Origin of the sequence: Streptomyces sp. NBC_01707 (genome assembly GCF_041438805.1) — a bacterium.
Classification (GTDB): Bacteria; Actinomycetota; Actinomycetes; order Streptomycetales; family Streptomycetaceae; genus Streptomyces.
The window spans coordinates 1,557,753-1,574,780 of the sequence record NZ_CP109190.1; the positions used below are offsets into that span (position 1 = coordinate 1,557,753).

The following is a 17,028-nucleotide window of genomic DNA, read 5'->3' on the forward strand; positions in this document are numbered from 1 at the left end:
TTATACTATGACATGCGTGACCAATGAACCTCTGGTGTGTATCGATGGATCTTGGGCGGAGGGTGTTCCATGACGCTGAACCCGACCCGACCCGTCACGGAGCCGGACGAGCAGTGGGTTCGTACGAGCGATCTACGCCCCTTGCTCGGCGCGATGCGGGCCCTGTGCGACGGTGATTTCACAGCGCGCGTGGAGGATCCGGAGAGACAGGGCACCTCCATGCCGGACGGGGTGCTGGCCGAAATGGCCGGGGTGCTCCAACAGATCGTCGCGCGGAACGCACATCTCGCCTCGGAGCTCCAGCGGGTGCGCCACGAGATCATCCGACAGGGACGCTTGGACGAGCGGATCTCGGCCAGTCCCGGCACGGGTACCTGGACGACGAACATCGAGGCCGCCAACACGGTGCTCGAAGCGCTGGTGGTCCCCGTCGCGAAGGCCACCCGGGTGCTCGACGCCGTCGCGGACGGCGATCTGACCCAGCACGTCGATCTGCACGACGGAAGCCGACAGCTCCGCGGTGACCTGCGGCGCCTGGGCATCGGCGTGAACCGCATGGTCGACCAGCTCTCGCTCTTCACCGGCGAGGTGACCCGGGTCGCCCGGGAGGTCGGCACCGAAGGGCGCCTGGGCGGCCGGGCGAAGGCGCAGGGGCTGTCGGGCGACTGGCTCCATGTGACCGAAGCGGTCAATACGATGGCGTCCCGGCTGACGGCGCAGGTGCGGGACATCGCGGTCGTGACGACGGCGGTGGCGCGCGGCGACCTGACACAGCAGGTGACGGTCGAAGCCACCGGCGAGCTGCTGGAGCTGAAGCTCACGGTCAACACCATGGTCGACCAGCTGCGGGCGTTCGCCGACGAGGTCACCCGCGTCGCCCGCGAGGTCGGCACCGAAGGCCAGCTCGGCGGCCGCGCCCAGGTCAGGGGCGTGTCCGGGGTCTGGAAGGACCTCACCGACAACGTCAACTTCATGGCGTCGAACCTGACGTCCCAGGTCCGCAACATCGCCCAGGTGACCACCGCCGTCGCCAACGGCGACCTCAGTCAGAAGATCACTGTGGACGCGCGGGGCGAGATCCTGCAGCTGAAGTCGACGATCAACACCATGGTCGACCAGCTATCCGCCTTCGCCGACGAGGTCACCCGCGTCGCCCGCGAGGTCGGCACCGAAGGCCAGCTCGGCGGCCGCGCCCACGTCAGGGGCGTGTCCGGGGTCTGGAAGGACCTCACCGACAACGTCAACTTCATGGCCGACAACCTCACCTCCCAGGTCCGCAACATCGCCCAGGTCGCCACCGCCGTCGCGGAGGGCGACCTCGGCAAGACGATCACCGTGGAGGCCAAGGGGGAGATCCTGGAGCTGAAGTCGACGATCAACACCATGGTCGACCAGCTATCCGCCTTCGCCGACGAGGTCACCCGCGTCGCCCGCGAGGTCGGCACCGAAGGCAACCTCGGCGGCCAGGCACAGGTCAGGGGCGCTTCCGGGGTCTGGAAGGACCTCACCGACAACGTCAACCGCATGGCGCTCAATCTGACCTCCCAGGTCCGCAACATCGCCCAGGTGACCACCGCCGTCGCCAACGGCGACCTGTCGAAGAAGATCGATGTCGACGCGCGCGGCGAGATCCTGGAGCTGAAGGACACCGTCAACACGATGGTGCAGCAGCTGAGGGCTTTCGCGGACGAGGTGACCAGGGTGGCCCGCGAGGTCGGCACCGACGGGCGACTCGGCGGCCAGGCCCAGGTCCACGGTGTCTCGGGCGTCTGGAAGAACCTCACCGACAACGTCAACTTCATGGCCGACAACCTCACCTCCCAGGTCCGCAACATCGCCCAGGTCGCCACCGCCGTCGCGGAGGGCGACCTGTCGAAGAAGATCGACGTGGACGCACGCGGCGAGATCCTGGAACTCAAGTCCACCATCAACACCATGGTCGACACCCTCTCCTCGTTCGCCTCCGAGGTGACACGAGTGGCGCGCGAGGTCGGCAGCGAGGGGCAGCTGGGCGGCCAGGCCCGGGTGGAGGGCGTCTTCGGAACGTGGAAGCGGCTGACCACCAGCGTCAATGAGCTGGCACTGAACCTGACCACTCAGGTGCGCGCGATCGCCGAGGTCGCCAGCGCCGTCACGCAGGGCGACATGTCCGGCTCCATCTCGGTGGAGGCGCAGGGCGAGGTCGCCGCCCTGAAGAACAACATCAACCTCATGGTGGCGAATCTCCGTGAGACCACCCGGGCCAAGGATTGGCTGGAGTCCAACCTGACCCGTATCGCCGGACTCATGCAGGGCCACCGCGACCTGGTCGAGGTCGCCGACCTGATCCTGCGCGAGCTGACCCCTCTGGTGAACGCCCAGTACGGAGCGTTCTTCCTGGCAGAAGCGGGCGCGGAGCCGGGCGAGGACCTTGAGCTCCTGGCCGGTTACGGCACCGGCCAGCCCGAAGGCCGCCGCCGGCGTACCCGCCTCAGCCTCGACGCCCCCGGCTGGGGTCTGATCACCCAGGCCGCCACGGAGAAGCGCCGGATCATCATCGAGGCGGTCCCCACGGAATACATCACCATCAGCTCCGGCCTCGGTGCCGCGCCCCCGGCCAGCATCGTCATCCTGCCGATCCTCTTCGAGGACCGGGTGCTCGGAGTCATCGAACTGGCCTCGTTCAGCAGCTTCAGCGAGGTCCACCTCGCATTTGTCGACCAGTTCGTGAACACGATCGGTGTCTCCATCAACACCATCATCGCCAACTCCCGTACCGAGTCACTGCTCTCGGAATCGCAGCGCCTCACCGCCGAGCTGCGCAAGCGCTCCGACGAGTTGCAGCTCACCAACGCCGAGCTGGAGGAGAAGGCGGCACTGCTGGCCACTTCCTCCCAGTACAAGTCGGAATTCCTGGCGAACATGTCGCACGAACTGCGCACGCCGCTCAACTCGCTCCTCGTGCTGTCGCGTCTCCTCGCCGACAACCCCGACGAACATCTCTCCTCGCAGGAGGTGGAGTTCGCCGTCACCATCCACCGCGCGGGCTCCGACCTGCTGCAATTGATCAACGACATCCTCGACCTGTCGAAGATCGAAGCAGGCCGGATGGATGTGCATCCCAAGAAGCTGCCACTGATCAAACTGCTCGACTACGTACGGGCGACGTTCCAGCCGCTCGCTCTGGACCGCGGGCTGTCGTTCGAGATCAAGGTCGGCGAGGACGTACCGCTCGAACTCTTCTCGGACGAGCAGCGGCTCCAGCAGATCCTCCGCAACCTCCTCTCCAACGCAATGAAGTTCACCTCGTCCGGCGGAGTGCAACTGAGCGTCGAACGCGCGTCGGTCTCGGACTTCGAGGAGGAGACGCTGCGCAACGCCGACTCCGTGATCGCTCTGACGGTCAAGGACACCGGAATCGGCATCGCGCCGGACAAGCTCGACGGGATCTTCGAGGCCTTCCAGCAGTCCGACGGCACCACCAACCGCAAATACGGCGGCACCGGGCTCGGCCTCTCCATCAGCCGGGACATGGCAGGCCTGCTCGGCGGCCGGATCTTCGCCGAGAGCGAACCGGGGGTCGGCTCCGCCTTCACCCTCTTCGTGCCCGTGCACTACACGGGGCCGCCCTCCGGTGCCCTCCCTTCGGTGGAATCGCGCCCCACGAGCGGCACCACCCGAGCCATTGCCGAACTCACCGCCCTCAGCGGGCGGCCCGCGGCCCAGCCCGGACCCGCGACGGAGCCCGTGCCCGCGTCGCAGATCGGCGTGTTCAGGCCCCAGGAGTCCGCGCCCCGCACCGGACCCCGGCCCGACGGCGGCGACAGCGACGGCGTCAGCTGGCCGGAGACGACCCGGCTCAGGGACTGGCTGAGCGGCCGCCTCGCCGGGGTGCTGACCAACCGCCGCATCCTCATCGTCGACGACGACATCCGGAACGTCTTCGCACTGACCCATGTGCTGGGCCGCGTCGGCATCAGCGTCAAGTACGCGGAGAACGGCCGCGAGGGCCTTGAGGTCCTTGATCGGACACCTGACGTATCACTGGTGCTGATGGACATCATGATGCCCGAGATGGATGGATACGAGATGATCGCAGCGATTCGGCGCACACCTCGTTTCGCAGACCTGCCGATCATCGCGCTCACCGCGAAGGCCATGCCCGGTGACCGTGAGAAGGCCATCGAGAGCGGCGCGAACGAGTACGTCCCCAAGCCGGTGGACGTCGATCGTCTGCTGTCGGTGATCTGCCGGCTCTTCGACCCGCACTGCACCCTGCCGGAGCCACGGCCGGATCCCTGCGACGGTGCCCGTTCCACGGACCACGACGACACCCCCAGGAACACGGGCGATGACGACGGAGCAACAGGGCGGCCATCATGACGGCGACACAGCCAGCAGCATCGGAGACCGCCAGCATCCTCATCGTCGACGACATGGAGGAGAACCTGGTCGCCCTGGAAGCCGTACTCGGCTCGCTGGGCCATGTGGTCCGCGCACACTCGGGCGAGGAAGCCCTCAAGGCGATGCTGCGCCAGGAGTTCGCGGTCGTGCTCATCGACGTGCTGATGCCGGGTATGAACGGCTTCGAGACCGCCGCCAACATCAAGGGCCTCGACCAGACGAAGGACGTCCCGATCATCCTGCTGACCGGAGCCGCAGTCGATCCGAACTACGCCTACCGCGGCTACACGGTCGGCGCCGCCGATTTCCTGATCAAACCCTTCGACCCCTGGCTGCTGCGGACCAAGGTCAACGTCTTCCTCGATCTGTTTCGCAAGAACCGTCAACTCACGGACCAATCCGAACAGTTGAAGCGCCTGCTGACGGCGGACGGCGGACGCCCGGCGGTTACACAGTCCGCCCCTCCCCCGACGACCACACCCACCGAGCCGTCCTACGGTACGGACGACAAGGACACCACGGACCCCGAGGAACGCCCTCCCCTCCTGGACGACACCGGGCGGCTCTCCGAAGTCGTCGGCCAACTCGCACAGGCGGAGCTCCTGCTACGAGATGCCAACGGTCCGGGCGGGGCGGACCTCGCCGACCGCGTCGTCGAACTGGAACAGGCGGTGGGACGGCTGATGACGGAGCGCGAGACGTAGGGACGCACCCGGATCGTCACGCTCCGCTGATCGCGCCACCGACCGCCGCGAAGGCTCCTATCCCTGCCGGGTCGCTACGAGCTGGGACGGTCCGGCCCGCGTCCCCTTCGGACGCCGGTCGCCGACCCTGCGCGAAGGGCCTTCGCCCGTGTGGATCTCCGCGTCCGCTGCAAAGCCTGATGGACCGACCAGACGACGGAAACGAGCGGCACCGTCACGATCGCTCCCAGCACCCCCGCCGCGATCGCGCCGGCGATCACGGAGAGCGCGATCACGACCGGATGCAGGCGGACGGCCCAGCTCATCACGATCGGGTGGAGCAGGTGCCCCTCGATCTGGCCGATGACGACGATCAGCGCGATGACGACGGCCGCCACGATCGGGCCCTTCGACGCCAGAGCCACTACGGCAGCGATTCCAAGGGCGATGGGCGAGCCGATCAGGGGTACGAAGGCTGCGAGGAACTCCAGCAGCGCCAGCGGAAGCGCCAGCGGCACTCCCAGTACGAACAGGGCCAGTCCGACGAGTACGGCGTTGGTGGCAGCCACCACGATGATGCCGTGGGTGTACCCCGTGAACGTCCGCCACGCCGCTCGGCCCGCGATCTCCACCCGCTCCCGCGCCGTCGCCGGCAGCTGTTCGCACAACCAGACCCATTGCCGGTCGCCCGAGTAGATGAAGAAGACCGAGCAGAACAGTGCGAGGACGAACACGGTCATCACCTCCACCAGCCGGCCCACACCACTGAGCGCCGAGCTGATCACGGTGGACCGATGGCTGGACAGATATTGCCCGATCCTGGCCTGCAGGTCTTTCAGTGCCCCTGGGTTCACACGGAACGGCGGCTCAGCCAGCCAGCGCTCGATCCTGGTGAGGCCTTCGCTGAACTGCCGCTCCAGCCCCGCCCTTTCTCCGGCGACCGCCTCACCGACAAGGGACAGGACGCCCAGGACCAGGACGATACTGCCGACGAGCGCCACTGCCACCGCGAGCGGCCGCGGCAGCACACGAGCCAGGTAGTCCGTCGGCGGGCGCAGCACCGCGGTGACGACCAGGCCGAGGAAGACGGCTGCCGCGACCTCGTGGAACCGCCCCAGCGCCGAAAAACCGCCGTAGACGACAACTCCCACGACGAGGATCCGCCAGGCGTAGGCAGCGGCCGTCCGCAGCGCAGGGGACACATGCGGCCCCTGCACCGGGTCGGCCGGCCCGTACCGCGGGCCCGGATCCCGGGCAGCACGGCCGTTGATGCCGCGCAGCGCCCGGCGTGACGCCGCACGAGCCCGGTGCCTCGGTCTCTCAGGCCGGGAGCCGGCGTCCGGGTCGTCGGGCTGCAGATGCGATCGCCTGGGCATCCCTTGCTGGTACCAGTCGGCGACGCATCATCCCAGCTCCCGCGGCTGCACACACGCGAAGTCACCCAGCAGGCGCAGTCACCGGTCGCGCCGACAGCTCAGTCGTCCAAGGCCGCCCGCGCCAGGTCACGGAGTTCGTCGTCCGGGAGAGAAGCCGCGTCCTCGGGCCGTAGCCGGATGGTCGCCCTGCCTGAGATGAGCGCGGGGTGGCGGGTGGCGAAACCGGCGTCGCGGCCTTGCTGCCAACCGTAGAGGGACACTCCGTGGTTCCATGCGCCGACATGGAGCCTGCGGCCGCCGACCTTGTAGGTGGGGATCCTGTAGGAGATGACCACGGCTGCCCCCGGGTGCGCCTCGAGGATCAGCCGGTGCAGCCGGTCGAACAGCGGACGGTGCTCGGCCGGGATGCCGTCGATGTAGTCGCGCACTTCCTTGTCCACGGCTTCATTATGGTCTCCCTGCTCGCACGTGGGGCGGCGAGCCGGGATCAGGGCTGAGCACCTGCCTTCGCCCTGGCGAGGTTGACGCCACTGGCGATGATCCCGATGTGGCTGAATGCCTGAGGAAAGTTGCCCATGAACTCTCCGGTGGACGGGTCGATCTGCTCCGAGAGCAGCCCCAGCGGGCTCGCCCGGGCACACAGCGAGGCATAGAGTTCGCCGGCCTCATCGATCCGGCCTTGGCCGATCAGGTTGTCGACCAGCCAGAAACTGCACAGCACGAAGGCGCCCTCGTCGCCGGCCAGACCATCGGGTGACTCCCTTTGAAGGTAGCGATGGAGCAGCCCGTTGCCGGCCGACAGACGCTCGGCGACGGCCGTGGTGGTCGCCACCATCCGCGGGTGATCAACCGGCACAACCTGGCGCAGGGGAAGGGCGAGCAGGCTCGCGTCCACGCCGCCGCCGTCCAGGTGTGTGCTCAGGGTCTGTGCGTCGTCGTCCCAGGACTGCTCCAGGATGAGCCGGCGCAGCCGGTCGGCCGAGGCTCGCCATTCGGCGATCCGCCCGGGCAGGTGAAGCCGCTCACCGATCGAGGCGGCCCGGTCCAGGGCCACCTGGCACATCCCGGCCGAGTACGTGAACGCCCGGCCCTCGCTGCGCACCTCCCAGATTCCCTGATCCGGCTGCCGCCAGGCCTGCCCCGCCGCCTCGGCCAGCTCGGCCAGGCTGGTCCACAGCGCGGGCTGGATCTCGCCGCCGGAAAGCAGCCACTGGTCGGCGCAGTCGAGGATCTCGCCGTAGACGTCGTGCTGGCGTTGGTCGGCCGCGCCGTTGCCCCATCGCACCGGGCCGGAGCGCAGATAGCCCTCCAACTCGCCGTCCTCGACCTCGTCCGGCACGGGACTGCCATCGAGGCCGTACATGATCCGGGGCCGTCGGCTGTACTCGAAGGCATCGAGAACCCAGCCGAGGAAGGCATCGGCCTCACCACGGAAACCGATGCGGCGCAGGGCGAACACGGCGAAGGCCGCGTCGCGGATCCAGGCGTAGCGGTAGTCCCAGTTGCGGATTCCGCCGATCGGCGCAGGCAAGGAGGACGTAGGTGCCGCGACCAGCGAGCCACTGGCCCAGTCGTCACACATCTTCAGCGTGATCGCCGCGCGCCTGACCAAGGACTCCTCAGGGCCGCCGTAGTCCATATGTTTCATCCAGCGGCGCCACGCGTCGGCGGTTTCCTGGAGCATCGCGTCGGCGTCGAACCGGTGGTGGCGATGGAAGCGGCCCCAGGACAACACGAGATCAAGGCGATCACCTTGCCGCAGGTCATGTGTGCTGTGCAGGCCACCCAGCGGACGGTTGGACCGCAGGTGGAGTCGCAGGTCCGGTCGCCGGGACGATCGCACCTCCAGTCCGCCGAAGAGTGCCCGCGCCTGCCCACCGCCGCGCGGCTCGAGGTCCGCCCGTAGGCGGACGTGGCCGGCCAGCACCACGGCCGAACGCACGAGTTCCGCCCGGTCAGCCGGTGCGTCATCGGTGAGGTCGGCGCCGGAGCGCAGGGCCAGCGCATCGGTGACGCGGACCAAGCCGGTGGGACTGCGCAATTCCGTTGTCAGTACACCGGTATCAGGTTCATAGCGCTGTCGCGCCTCCACCAGATTCTCCGGTGCCAAGGTGAAGTGCCCGCCTCGCGCTTGATCCAGCAAGCCGCAGAACAGGGGTTCGGCATCGAATCGGGGGAGGCACATCCACGGGATGGAGCCGTCCAGACCTACCAGCGCGGCCGTCGCGCCGTCCCCGACAAGGCCGAGGTCCTCCAGCGGCAGGTAGCCCTCCCGCCTGCGGACCGGCCGGAAGGGTGGATCCGGATCGTGCATGCCGCCTCGCTTCCGCAGCGCCGAAAACTCCGGGCGATCTCCTGTGCACACCTGGAAGGTGATCACCGCTTTCCCTGCGTTCGGTGCTCTCGACCGCGGTCTGGAACGTCCCGTCCGCGCAGGGGGCCTCGATGGCCCCGGCCCCGTGTCAACTCAGGGATCCGCACGGCAACGCCTTCGCCGGTGAACATCCACGATCGCGTCCGCGCCGCGTCGCATCGCGCTCCCACGCTCCCAGGGAGCGAGTCGGAACGCGACCCGGCCGCTCCGGCAGTGATGCTTTCCGGTGAAAACCGATCCGCGTGCAACGGCGGAGCGTGCGCACACGGGACCCGGCGTCGGTGGTCGGCAGCAGGGCTTCCGCTCGGCAGGCGGGCCCCGCGCCTACAGGCGCAGAACGACGAGGACGATGTCATCGCGGGCGCCGGCGCTGACGCCGAGGCGGGCGAGCACGGCATCGGCGAGGCGTTGGGGGCTGAGGCCGGTGAAACGGGCAAGTGCGTCGGTGAGGCGGTGCAGACCGGCGTCGATGTCCTCGCCGCGGCGTTCGATGAGACCGTCGCTGTAGAGCACGAGAGTGTCGCCAGGGGTGTAGGACAGTTCTGCCTGAGGTCGGGGGACGGGTTTGGGGCGGGCTCCCAGCGGCGGGTCGGTGGCCCGGTCGAGCAGGTCGAAAGTGCCGTCGTGGTGGACCAGGACCGGCGGGAGATGTCCGGCGCTGCTGTAGGTGATGCGGTGGCTGCGAGGGGCGATGACGACTTGGACCGCGGTGGTGGCCAGCGCACCTTCGACCGAGCGCGCGTACAGCCCCAGGACCTCCAGCGCCTTGGCGGGCTCGTGGCGGGACCGGACGGCGGCGGACAGCGCGCTGCGCAGCATTCCCATGACGGCGGCGGCCTCCAGGCCGTGGCCGACGACGTCACCGACGGCCAGGGCGCAGCCGCCGTCGGGCAGGTCGACCAGGTCGTACCAGTCGCCGCACACGTTCAGGGAACCGGCGGCGGGCAGGTAGCGCACCGCGACGTCGCGATGCCGGGCCAGGTCGGGCGAGTAGAGCATGGCCTCCTGCAGAGTGACGGCGACCTGGCGTTCGCGGGCGTGAGCCAGGCGCAGCTCCTCGTTCAGCCCCTGAAGCTCACGCGCCCGTGCGTACAGTTCGGATTCCATCGCCTCCCATTTGCCGAGGTCCCCACCTCCTCGCGGGCGGGAGGGGTGGGACAGCACGAAGGCGGTCACGTCCTCCACCCGGTGGATGATCCACGCCACCTGCCCGTCCGGCCCCGGCACGGGGGTGTTGATCGGGGACCACCATCGCTCCTCGAACACGCCGGGCTTGTCGGCAACCGGGATGTCGTACTTCTGCACCGCCATCGTGTCCGGCTCCTTGGAGCGCAGTGCCCGGCGCAGGGAGGCGCCCAGGTTCTGGACCCCGTCGGCACCCGGATCTGCGGGATTGTCGGGGAATGCGTCGAAGATGTACTGCCCGACCAGCTCGTCCCGAGTGCGGCCCGTCGCTGTCAGATACGCCCGGTTGACGTCGATGATCACCAGGTCGGGACCGAGCACCAGGTAGGGGCTGGGCGTGGCGGCGAACAGCGCCTGGTAGTCGATCCGTGGTGTCGTCACATGCTCTCCGGTTCCGTCTCGTGGCCGTGACGGCCGGACGTCGTCTCAACTATGGGTCCTGCGTTCCCGCCACCCCCGACCTCGCCCCGCCACAGGAGTGTCGGGAACGCGATCTGCGCCGCCGCGGAGACGAGGCCACCCGCAGCCCTGCAGACGAGAGCGATACCACCCAGCTGCACGCCCCCGACACCAGGACTCGACCGCCGGGCGCGGTACGCGCAGCAGCCGATCACCCACAGCGTTACGCTCATTTTGTATGTATTTCATCCGACTGTGGAGGCAGCCATGCGCCCCACCGACGAGTACCCGACCCCGTCTCAGGCCGAGGGCGAGAGGTTGGAAGAGGACTTGAATCCGGCCGAGGAACGGCATCCCGCCACGACACGCACCCAGCCGTCCCAGGCCGAGGGCGAGCGCCGAGCCGAGGATGACGCAAGCTGAAGTGGGGGTGGCGACAGCATTCACGTCCGACCGAGGCCGGAGATGGAGCCGCAAGGCCGCGGCGTCGTGCCGGGGCCAGGGGCCCGGTCTCGACGAGCGTGGCTGCCGATGGCGCGGGCGCGGTGACGGCCGCCCCTTGAGTTGCCGATCGCCTCACCGGCGGAAAGCCACAGCGCGGCACTACGCCCTACCGGCTTGGCGCCCGAAATATACAGTTGATCCATGAATGCTCGGTTGGCCCTGCTTAACAGCGTGGAACAGGGCGTCGCGGAGGGCGAGGTGCTGCGGCTCGCGCTCCAGCACGCCGTCGCCGAGCTGGACGGCCTGGGCGGGACGGTGCACCTGCGTGGCCCCATGTCGGCGCTGCGTCTGGTGTCGGTGACCGGACTGCCCCCGGCCCTTGTCCGGCCGTGGGAGATCATCGACCAGGAGGACGACGCGGTCCCGGCCCGGGCCGTGCGCCAGGGCACCGGCGTGTGGGAACTCCACGACACCTCAGGCACGTCGGTCGCCGACTGGCCCGGCACGGGCCTGGCAGCCGTACCGATGTTCGGCGCGGATCGCCCGGCCGGCGCCCTCACCGTGGTGACGGGTGCGTCGGGAGAGCCCACCAGGAAGCATTGGGATTTCCTCGCAGCGGTCGCCGCCTGGGCGAAGGAGCGAATGATCCAGGCCCGGCCACCCGCCCGCCCTGCCCGGGAGGAACCGAGTGGCAACTTCCTGCGGCAGGCGCTCAAGGCCGTCCAGGTAGGCACCTGGGACTGGAACATCCGTACCGGCGCACTGTCCTGGGACGACGCGGCCATGGCCGTCTACGGCACCGAGCCCGCCGACTTCACGCCCCAGGTCGAGAGCTGGATGAAGGTGGTCCACCCCGACGACGTGCCGTGGGCTCTCGCCGCCGTCGAGAAGGCGATTCGCACCCACGGTGTATTCCAGGCCGAATACCGTGTACGACGCCCCGACGGCAGTTACGGCTGGACCCAGGCGCGCGCAAGGGTGGTGCTCGACGAGGCGGGCGAGCCCTACCGGATGATCGGGACGGCATGGGACAGCAACGAGTCCCGGTCCGCCCGCGACGCGCTCAGCCACGCTTTGCGCCACATGAGCGATGGGTTCCTCTCGGCGGACGACGACTGGCGGGTCACCTTCGTCAACCTGGAGGCGGAAGGCCTGCTGGGTTCCTCCGAGGAGGAGCTGTTCGGCCGCGTGCTGTGGACACTGCCCGCCGTGCAGCAGGTCCCCGACATGGAGGCCCGTTGTCGCCGGGCCGCCGCCACGGCCACGCCCGCGGGCTTCGATGTGCACATGCCGGATACAGGACGCTGTTACCACCTGCGGCTCGTCCCGGTGCCCGACGGCGTCACGCTGTACTTCACCGACGTCACCGAGATGCGCAGACACGAGGCCGAGCGCATCGCCACCGAGACCGCCTCCGCCGAGCGCGCCTCGCGCATCACGGAGCTGACCGCAGCGCTCGCCACGGCGACCACGTCACGGGACGTGGTGGACGCGGTGGCCCAGCGGGTACTGCCGCCGTTCCGCGCCACCGGGCTGCTCGTACAGGCCGTCGAGGGCAACCGGGTCCGCAACGTCGGAGCCGTCGGCTACCCCCGCGCATTCCTCGAGCGAGTCGACGGCCGTTCGCGAGTCCCGCATGACCCCGTCTGGGACGCGATCTCCACCCAGGGGCCGCTGTTCGTCTCCTCGCCCGAGGAATACGCGGCGCGCTATCCCGCCATGGCCGACCACCCGCAGGACATCGGCAAGCAGTCCTGGGCGTTCCTGCCGCTGACGGCCGCCGGGCACACCTTCGGCGTCTGCGTGATCGTGTTCGACCGACCGCGCCACCTGGCCGACGAGGAGCGCACACTGCTGACCGCCATCAGCGCCCTGGTCGCGCACGCCCTGGAACGCGCACGGCTCTACGACGCCGAGCACACCCGGTCCCGGGAACTGCAGCGCGCGCTGCTCCCCCGGACACTGCCCGACCTCCCGGCGTGCACCACCGCGGCCCGGTACCTGCCCGCCGGCCACGGCATGGACGTCGGCGGTGACTGGTACGACGTCATCCCGCTCTCCGCCGGACGGGTCGCGCTCGTCATCGGCGACGTGATGGGCCACGGCCTCTCCGAGGCTGCCACGATGGGACGGCTGCGCACGGCCGTTCACACCCTGGCCGACCTCGAGCTGCCACCCGACGAGATCATGAGCCACCTCAACGACATCGTCAGCGGCCTCGGGGAGGACTCGTACGCCACGTGCCTGTACGCGCTCTACGACTCCACCACCCGGACGTGTTCCATCACCCGCGCCGGGCACCCACCACCGGCAGTGGTCCACCCCGACGGCACCGTGCACTTCCCGCATCCGGTCCCCGATCCGCCCCTGGGGGTGGCAGAGCCGCCGTTCGAAACGGTGGAGCTGACGATGCCACCGGGAAGCCTCCTGGTGCTGTACACCGACGGCCTCATCGAATCGTCCGAGCGCGAGATCGACCAGGGCATGACGGATCTGGCGCAGCTCCTGCGCACCAGGGAGAGCGAAGACCTGGACCTGCTGTGCGAGTACCTCATCGCCGGCCTGCTCCCAGCCGGAGATCACACCAGCGACGACGCCGCCCTCCTGGTCGCCCGTGTGCACGCGCTCAGCCCGGACCACATGGCCTCCTGGCCACTCCCGGAGGACCCCCAGGCAGCGGGCCTGGCCCGCAGGCACGTCCGGGAGCAGCTGTCCACGTGGGGGCTGGACGACATGGCGACGACCACGGAACTGCTCGTCAGCGAACTGGTCGGGAACGTCGTGCGTCATGGGAGGGGCCCGCTGCAGCTGCGGCTGCTGCTCGACGCCGACCTGGTCTGCGAGGTCTCCGACGGCAGTCTGACCATGCCCAGGGTCCGCCACGCGTCCGAGACGGACGAGGGCGGCCGGGGACTGCAGCTGGTCGCCGCACTCTCCCAGCGGTGGGGTACTCGCTACACCGCTGCCGGCAAGTGCATCTGGACCGCGCAGACGATGCACGGAGCCGACGTCGCGGCTCCGCCCCCGCCGGAATCCGACACGGACGCCGGCGCGCCCCCCGAATCACCGCTTGACGCCGAGCACGCCTGATCGGTGCTCAGCCGAGGGCGCGATCGAGGTTGAATGCGGCGCTGATGAGGGAAAGGTGGGTGAACGCCTGCGGGAAGTTGCCGAGTTGTTCCCCCGTCGGTCCGATCTCCTCCGCGTACAGGCCGAGATGGTTGGAGTAGGTGAGCATTTTTTCGAAGGCCAGGCGGGCGTCTTCCAGGCGGCCTGCCCGGGTGAGGGCTTCGATGTACCAGAACGAGCAGATCGAAAAGGTGCCCTCCGTGCCCAGGAGGCCATCCGGGCTGGCTCCCACGTCGTAGCGGTGGACAAGCGAGTCGGTGACCAGGTTCGCACCCAGGGCGTCCAGCGTCGAGAGCCACTTCGGGTCGACCGGGGAGACGAACTTGACCAAGGGCATCATCAGCACGGCGGCATCAAGGACGTCGCCGTCCAGTTGCTGGACGAAGGCGCCGACCTCGGACGACCAGCCCCGGCTCATGATCTGCCGGTAGATGGCGTCACGGCTCCGCCCCCATCGGACAAGGTCGGCAGGCAGGCCACGCCGGGTCGCCATGCGCATGGCCCGTTCGATCGCCACCCAGCACATCAGGCGCGAGTACAAGAAGTCCCGTCGTCCGCCGCGGGTCTCCCAGACACCTTCGTCCGGCTGGTCCCAGTGGTCGCAGACCCAGTCCACCACGGCGCCGACCTCGTCCCAGTGGTTGCTGCTGATGGGCTGCCCCCACTTGTCGTACAGATAGATGGAGTCGATGAGCGCTCCGTAGATGTCGAGCTGGAGCTGGGTCGCGGCACCATTGCCCACCCGCACCGGGGACGAACCCATGTACCCCTCGAAATGCTGCAGTTCGCATTCGGGCAGCTCACGGCGTCCGTCGATGCCGTACATGACCTGCAGCGGCCCGGTGTCGTCGTCGTCCTCGCACTTGATGCAGGAGGACAGGAAGCCCATGAACGCTTCGGCCTCCGACGTGAAGCCCAGCCTGAGCATGGCGTAGATGCAGAAGGCGGCGTCCCTGACCCACGTGTACCGGTAGTCCCAGTTGCGCTCGCATCCGATCTCCTCGGGCAGGCTCGTCGTCGGCGCAGCCACGATCGCGCCGGTCGGCGCGTAGACGAGCAGCTTCAGCGTCAGCGCGGAGCGGTGCACCATCTCCCGCCACCGCCCGTGGTAGCGCGAGGAACTCAGCCACCGCCGCCAGTAGCGGACCGTGGCCTGGAACTCGTCCTCGGCCTCACACCTGGCACACGCCCGCGGAGCGACCTCTGCCCCCACCCGGTCGAGGGCGAAGACCGCGGACTCGCCTTCCAGCAATTTGAAGTGTGACCAGGCATCCGTGCCGTCGCATTCGAGCGGGACCGTGGCCGTCAGGGCCAAGGAAAGGTTCTCGGACACGAAGAGCGCGCTGTCGCCCTGCAGGCGCGCACTGTGTGGTTCGGTCCCGTAACCGAAGCGGGGAGCCACCCTCGCGGTGAACGGAAGCGAGCCCCGGACACACAGCAGACGCCGGATCAGCCGGTGCCGGTGGACCTCGCCCCCTTCGTCACCGATGGGCATGAAGTCCTGGATCTCGCCCACTCCGTCCGCGGCGAAGAACCGCGTGATCAGCACATTGGTGTCGGGAAAATAGAACTGCCGGGTCCGCGCAGGTACGTCCGCTGCCAGCTGGAACGATCCGCCCCGGTCCGCGTCCAGGATGGAACCGAACACGCTGGGCGCGTCGAATTGCGGGCAGCAGTACCAGTCGATCGTGCCGTCGGTGCCCACGAGCGCGACGGTACGAAGGTCGCCAATCAGGCCGTGTTCGGCGATCGGCAGATAGCGCCCGGAGCCCGCTCCCTGCCCGCATCCACCGAATCCGGCATTCTCGAACGCCATGCCAGGCCTCCCTGCCACCGCGGCACCATCGCCGTGAAACCGAAAATGACCCTGATAAGAGTCTAAATCGCCACACAATTGAACTTGGATCTTCCTCCTCAGCTGCACCACCGCCGTGTGCCGTGCCGCGACCACAACTGCGATTCGTCACCATCCGTGCGTTCAAGCGGCAGGCGGCGTGGGCCGCCGCAGGTGGGCCAGATCGTCGGGCGGTGGGCTGTCGGGCCGGTGGAAAAGCGGGGTCTGGTCGATGGCGGCCGCCGGGGCGTCGGCCAGCTGGAAGCGTTCACGCAGCCGGTGGTAGAACTCCAGCGGCGCCAGACGGGCCAGGCGCAGCCGATACGGCGCCCGGTAGACCGCGACCCAGTCGCCGGGGTCCAGCACTCCGCGCGTCTCCCCGTCGATACTCACGGCCACCCGGCCGGAGTGCGGCAGCACACGTACCGCGACCGCCTCGTCGGCGGCGGCGATCACGGTACGGCCGAAGGCCATGTGCGGAGCGACCGGGGTGAAGACGATGGCGTCGGTGGCAGGGTCCAGTACCGGCCCACCCGCGGCGAAGTTGTAGGCGGTCGAGCCGGTGGGCGTCGCCATGATGACCGCGTCGGCCGAGTAGGAGGCGAGCAGCTGCCCGGCCAGGTACACGGCCACGCTCGCCTGCCGGTCCCGGGCGAGCTTTTCCAGGACCACGTCGTTCACGGCGGTGACGTCCAGGGCGACACCCCAGCCGACCGGCTGCGGCCCGGCGGGACGCAGCGTCGGCGCCGGCAGCGCGGGGCCGCGCCCGTAGCACAGCACCGTGTCCAGGCCGACGGGCGTCTGCAGCGGGCGCGACGCGCGCAGCGTGAGCACCATCCGCTCCTCGATCACCGCCGCGTCCCGGTGGAGTACGTCCAGAGCCTCCTCCACCTGGTCGGTGGAGATCTCGGTCAGGAAGCCGACCCGGCCCACGTTCACTCCCAGCACCGACGCCCCGTCCTTGGCGGCGATCCGTGCCCCACGTAGAAACGTACCGTCACCACCGAATGTGATGATCGCCCCGGGATGACCCGCCGCCTCGGCCTCCTCCTGGCCTCCGTGCCGCGGTTCCCCCTCCCGCCACACGTCGATATCGGTGCAGGCGATGCCGCGAGCGGCACACCACAGGCGGGCAGTCCGCGCCGCCGCGACGGCGGCGGGCCGGCCTTGGTGGACAACCAGACCCAGCCGATTGAGAGGCATCACCTCTCACCGTAGACC

General features: G+C 68.9%; 10 protein-coding genes. 3 read left to right on the plus strand and 7 right to left on the minus strand.

Features of this window, described 5'->3' with window-relative positions; all coding sequences use genetic code 11:
* Positions 1-69 precede the first annotated feature (69 nt).
* Both OG963_RS07215 and OG963_RS07220 read left to right on the plus strand, forming a co-directional pair.
* Positions 70-4,362, plus strand: a complete 4,293-nt coding sequence (locus tag OG963_RS07215) for a HAMP domain-containing protein (RefSeq protein WP_093770299.1) — start codon at positions 70-72, stop codon at positions 4,360-4,362.
* Positions 4,359-5,087, plus strand: coding sequence for a two-component system response regulator (locus OG963_RS07220; protein WP_371798667.1), 729 nt, complete (start codon positions 4,359-4,361; stop codon positions 5,085-5,087). The genes OG963_RS07215 and OG963_RS07220 overlap by 4 nt, the downstream gene beginning before the upstream one ends.
* Before the next feature lie 74 nt (positions 5,088-5,161).
* Here the strand turns inward: OG963_RS07220 and OG963_RS07225 are convergent, their stop codons facing one another.
* From OG963_RS07225 to OG963_RS07245, 5 genes are all read right to left on the minus strand, one after another.
* Positions 5,162-6,268: an AI-2E family transporter gene (locus OG963_RS07225; protein WP_256223300.1), complete on the minus strand. Its 1,107-nt coding sequence runs from the start codon at positions 6,266-6,268 to the stop codon at positions 5,162-5,164.
* A 272-nt stretch (positions 6,269-6,540) separates the two neighbouring features.
* Positions 6,541-6,882, minus strand: a complete 342-nt coding sequence (locus OG963_RS07230; RefSeq protein ID WP_371798668.1) for an iron chaperone — start codon at positions 6,880-6,882, stop codon at positions 6,541-6,543.
* A gap of 47 nt (positions 6,883-6,929) precedes the next feature.
* Positions 6,930-8,756 (minus strand): glycoside hydrolase family 15 protein, encoded by a 1,827-nt coding sequence (locus OG963_RS07235; protein ID WP_371798669.1) that lies wholly within the window; start codon positions 8,754-8,756, stop codon positions 6,930-6,932.
* Between the two features lie 384 nt (positions 8,757-9,140).
* Positions 9,141-10,382 carry a PP2C family protein-serine/threonine phosphatase gene (locus tag OG963_RS07240; RefSeq protein ID WP_093770291.1) on the minus strand — a complete coding sequence of 414 codons (1,242 nt, stop codon included), beginning with the start codon at positions 10,380-10,382 and terminating at the stop codon, positions 9,141-9,143.
* Positions 10,379-10,633, minus strand: a complete 255-nt coding sequence (locus OG963_RS07245) for a hypothetical protein (protein ID WP_093770289.1) — start codon at positions 10,631-10,633, stop codon at positions 10,379-10,381. The genes OG963_RS07240 and OG963_RS07245 overlap by 4 nt, the downstream gene beginning before the upstream one ends.
* A gap of 412 nt (positions 10,634-11,045) precedes the next feature.
* Here OG963_RS07245 and OG963_RS07250 point away from each other — a divergent pair, with 412 nt between their 5' ends.
* Positions 11,046-13,934 (plus strand): SpoIIE family protein phosphatase, encoded by a 2,889-nt coding sequence (locus OG963_RS07250; protein ID WP_371798670.1) that lies wholly within the window; start codon positions 11,046-11,048, stop codon positions 13,932-13,934.
* Positions 13,935-13,941: 7 nt separating this feature from the next.
* On the opposite strand, the gene OG963_RS07255 is transcribed toward OG963_RS07250, so the two are convergent.
* Both OG963_RS07255 and OG963_RS07260 read right to left on the minus strand, forming a co-directional pair.
* Positions 13,942-15,789 carry a glycoside hydrolase family 15 protein gene (locus OG963_RS07255; protein WP_093770285.1) on the minus strand — a complete coding sequence of 616 codons (1,848 nt, stop codon included), beginning with the start codon at positions 15,787-15,789 and terminating at the stop codon, positions 13,942-13,944.
* 162 nt (positions 15,790-15,951) lie between these two features.
* Positions 15,952-17,010: an NAD(+)/NADH kinase gene (locus OG963_RS07260; RefSeq protein ID WP_093770283.1), complete on the minus strand. Its 1,059-nt coding sequence runs from the start codon at positions 17,008-17,010 to the stop codon at positions 15,952-15,954.
* Positions 17,011-17,028 lie beyond the last annotated feature (18 nt).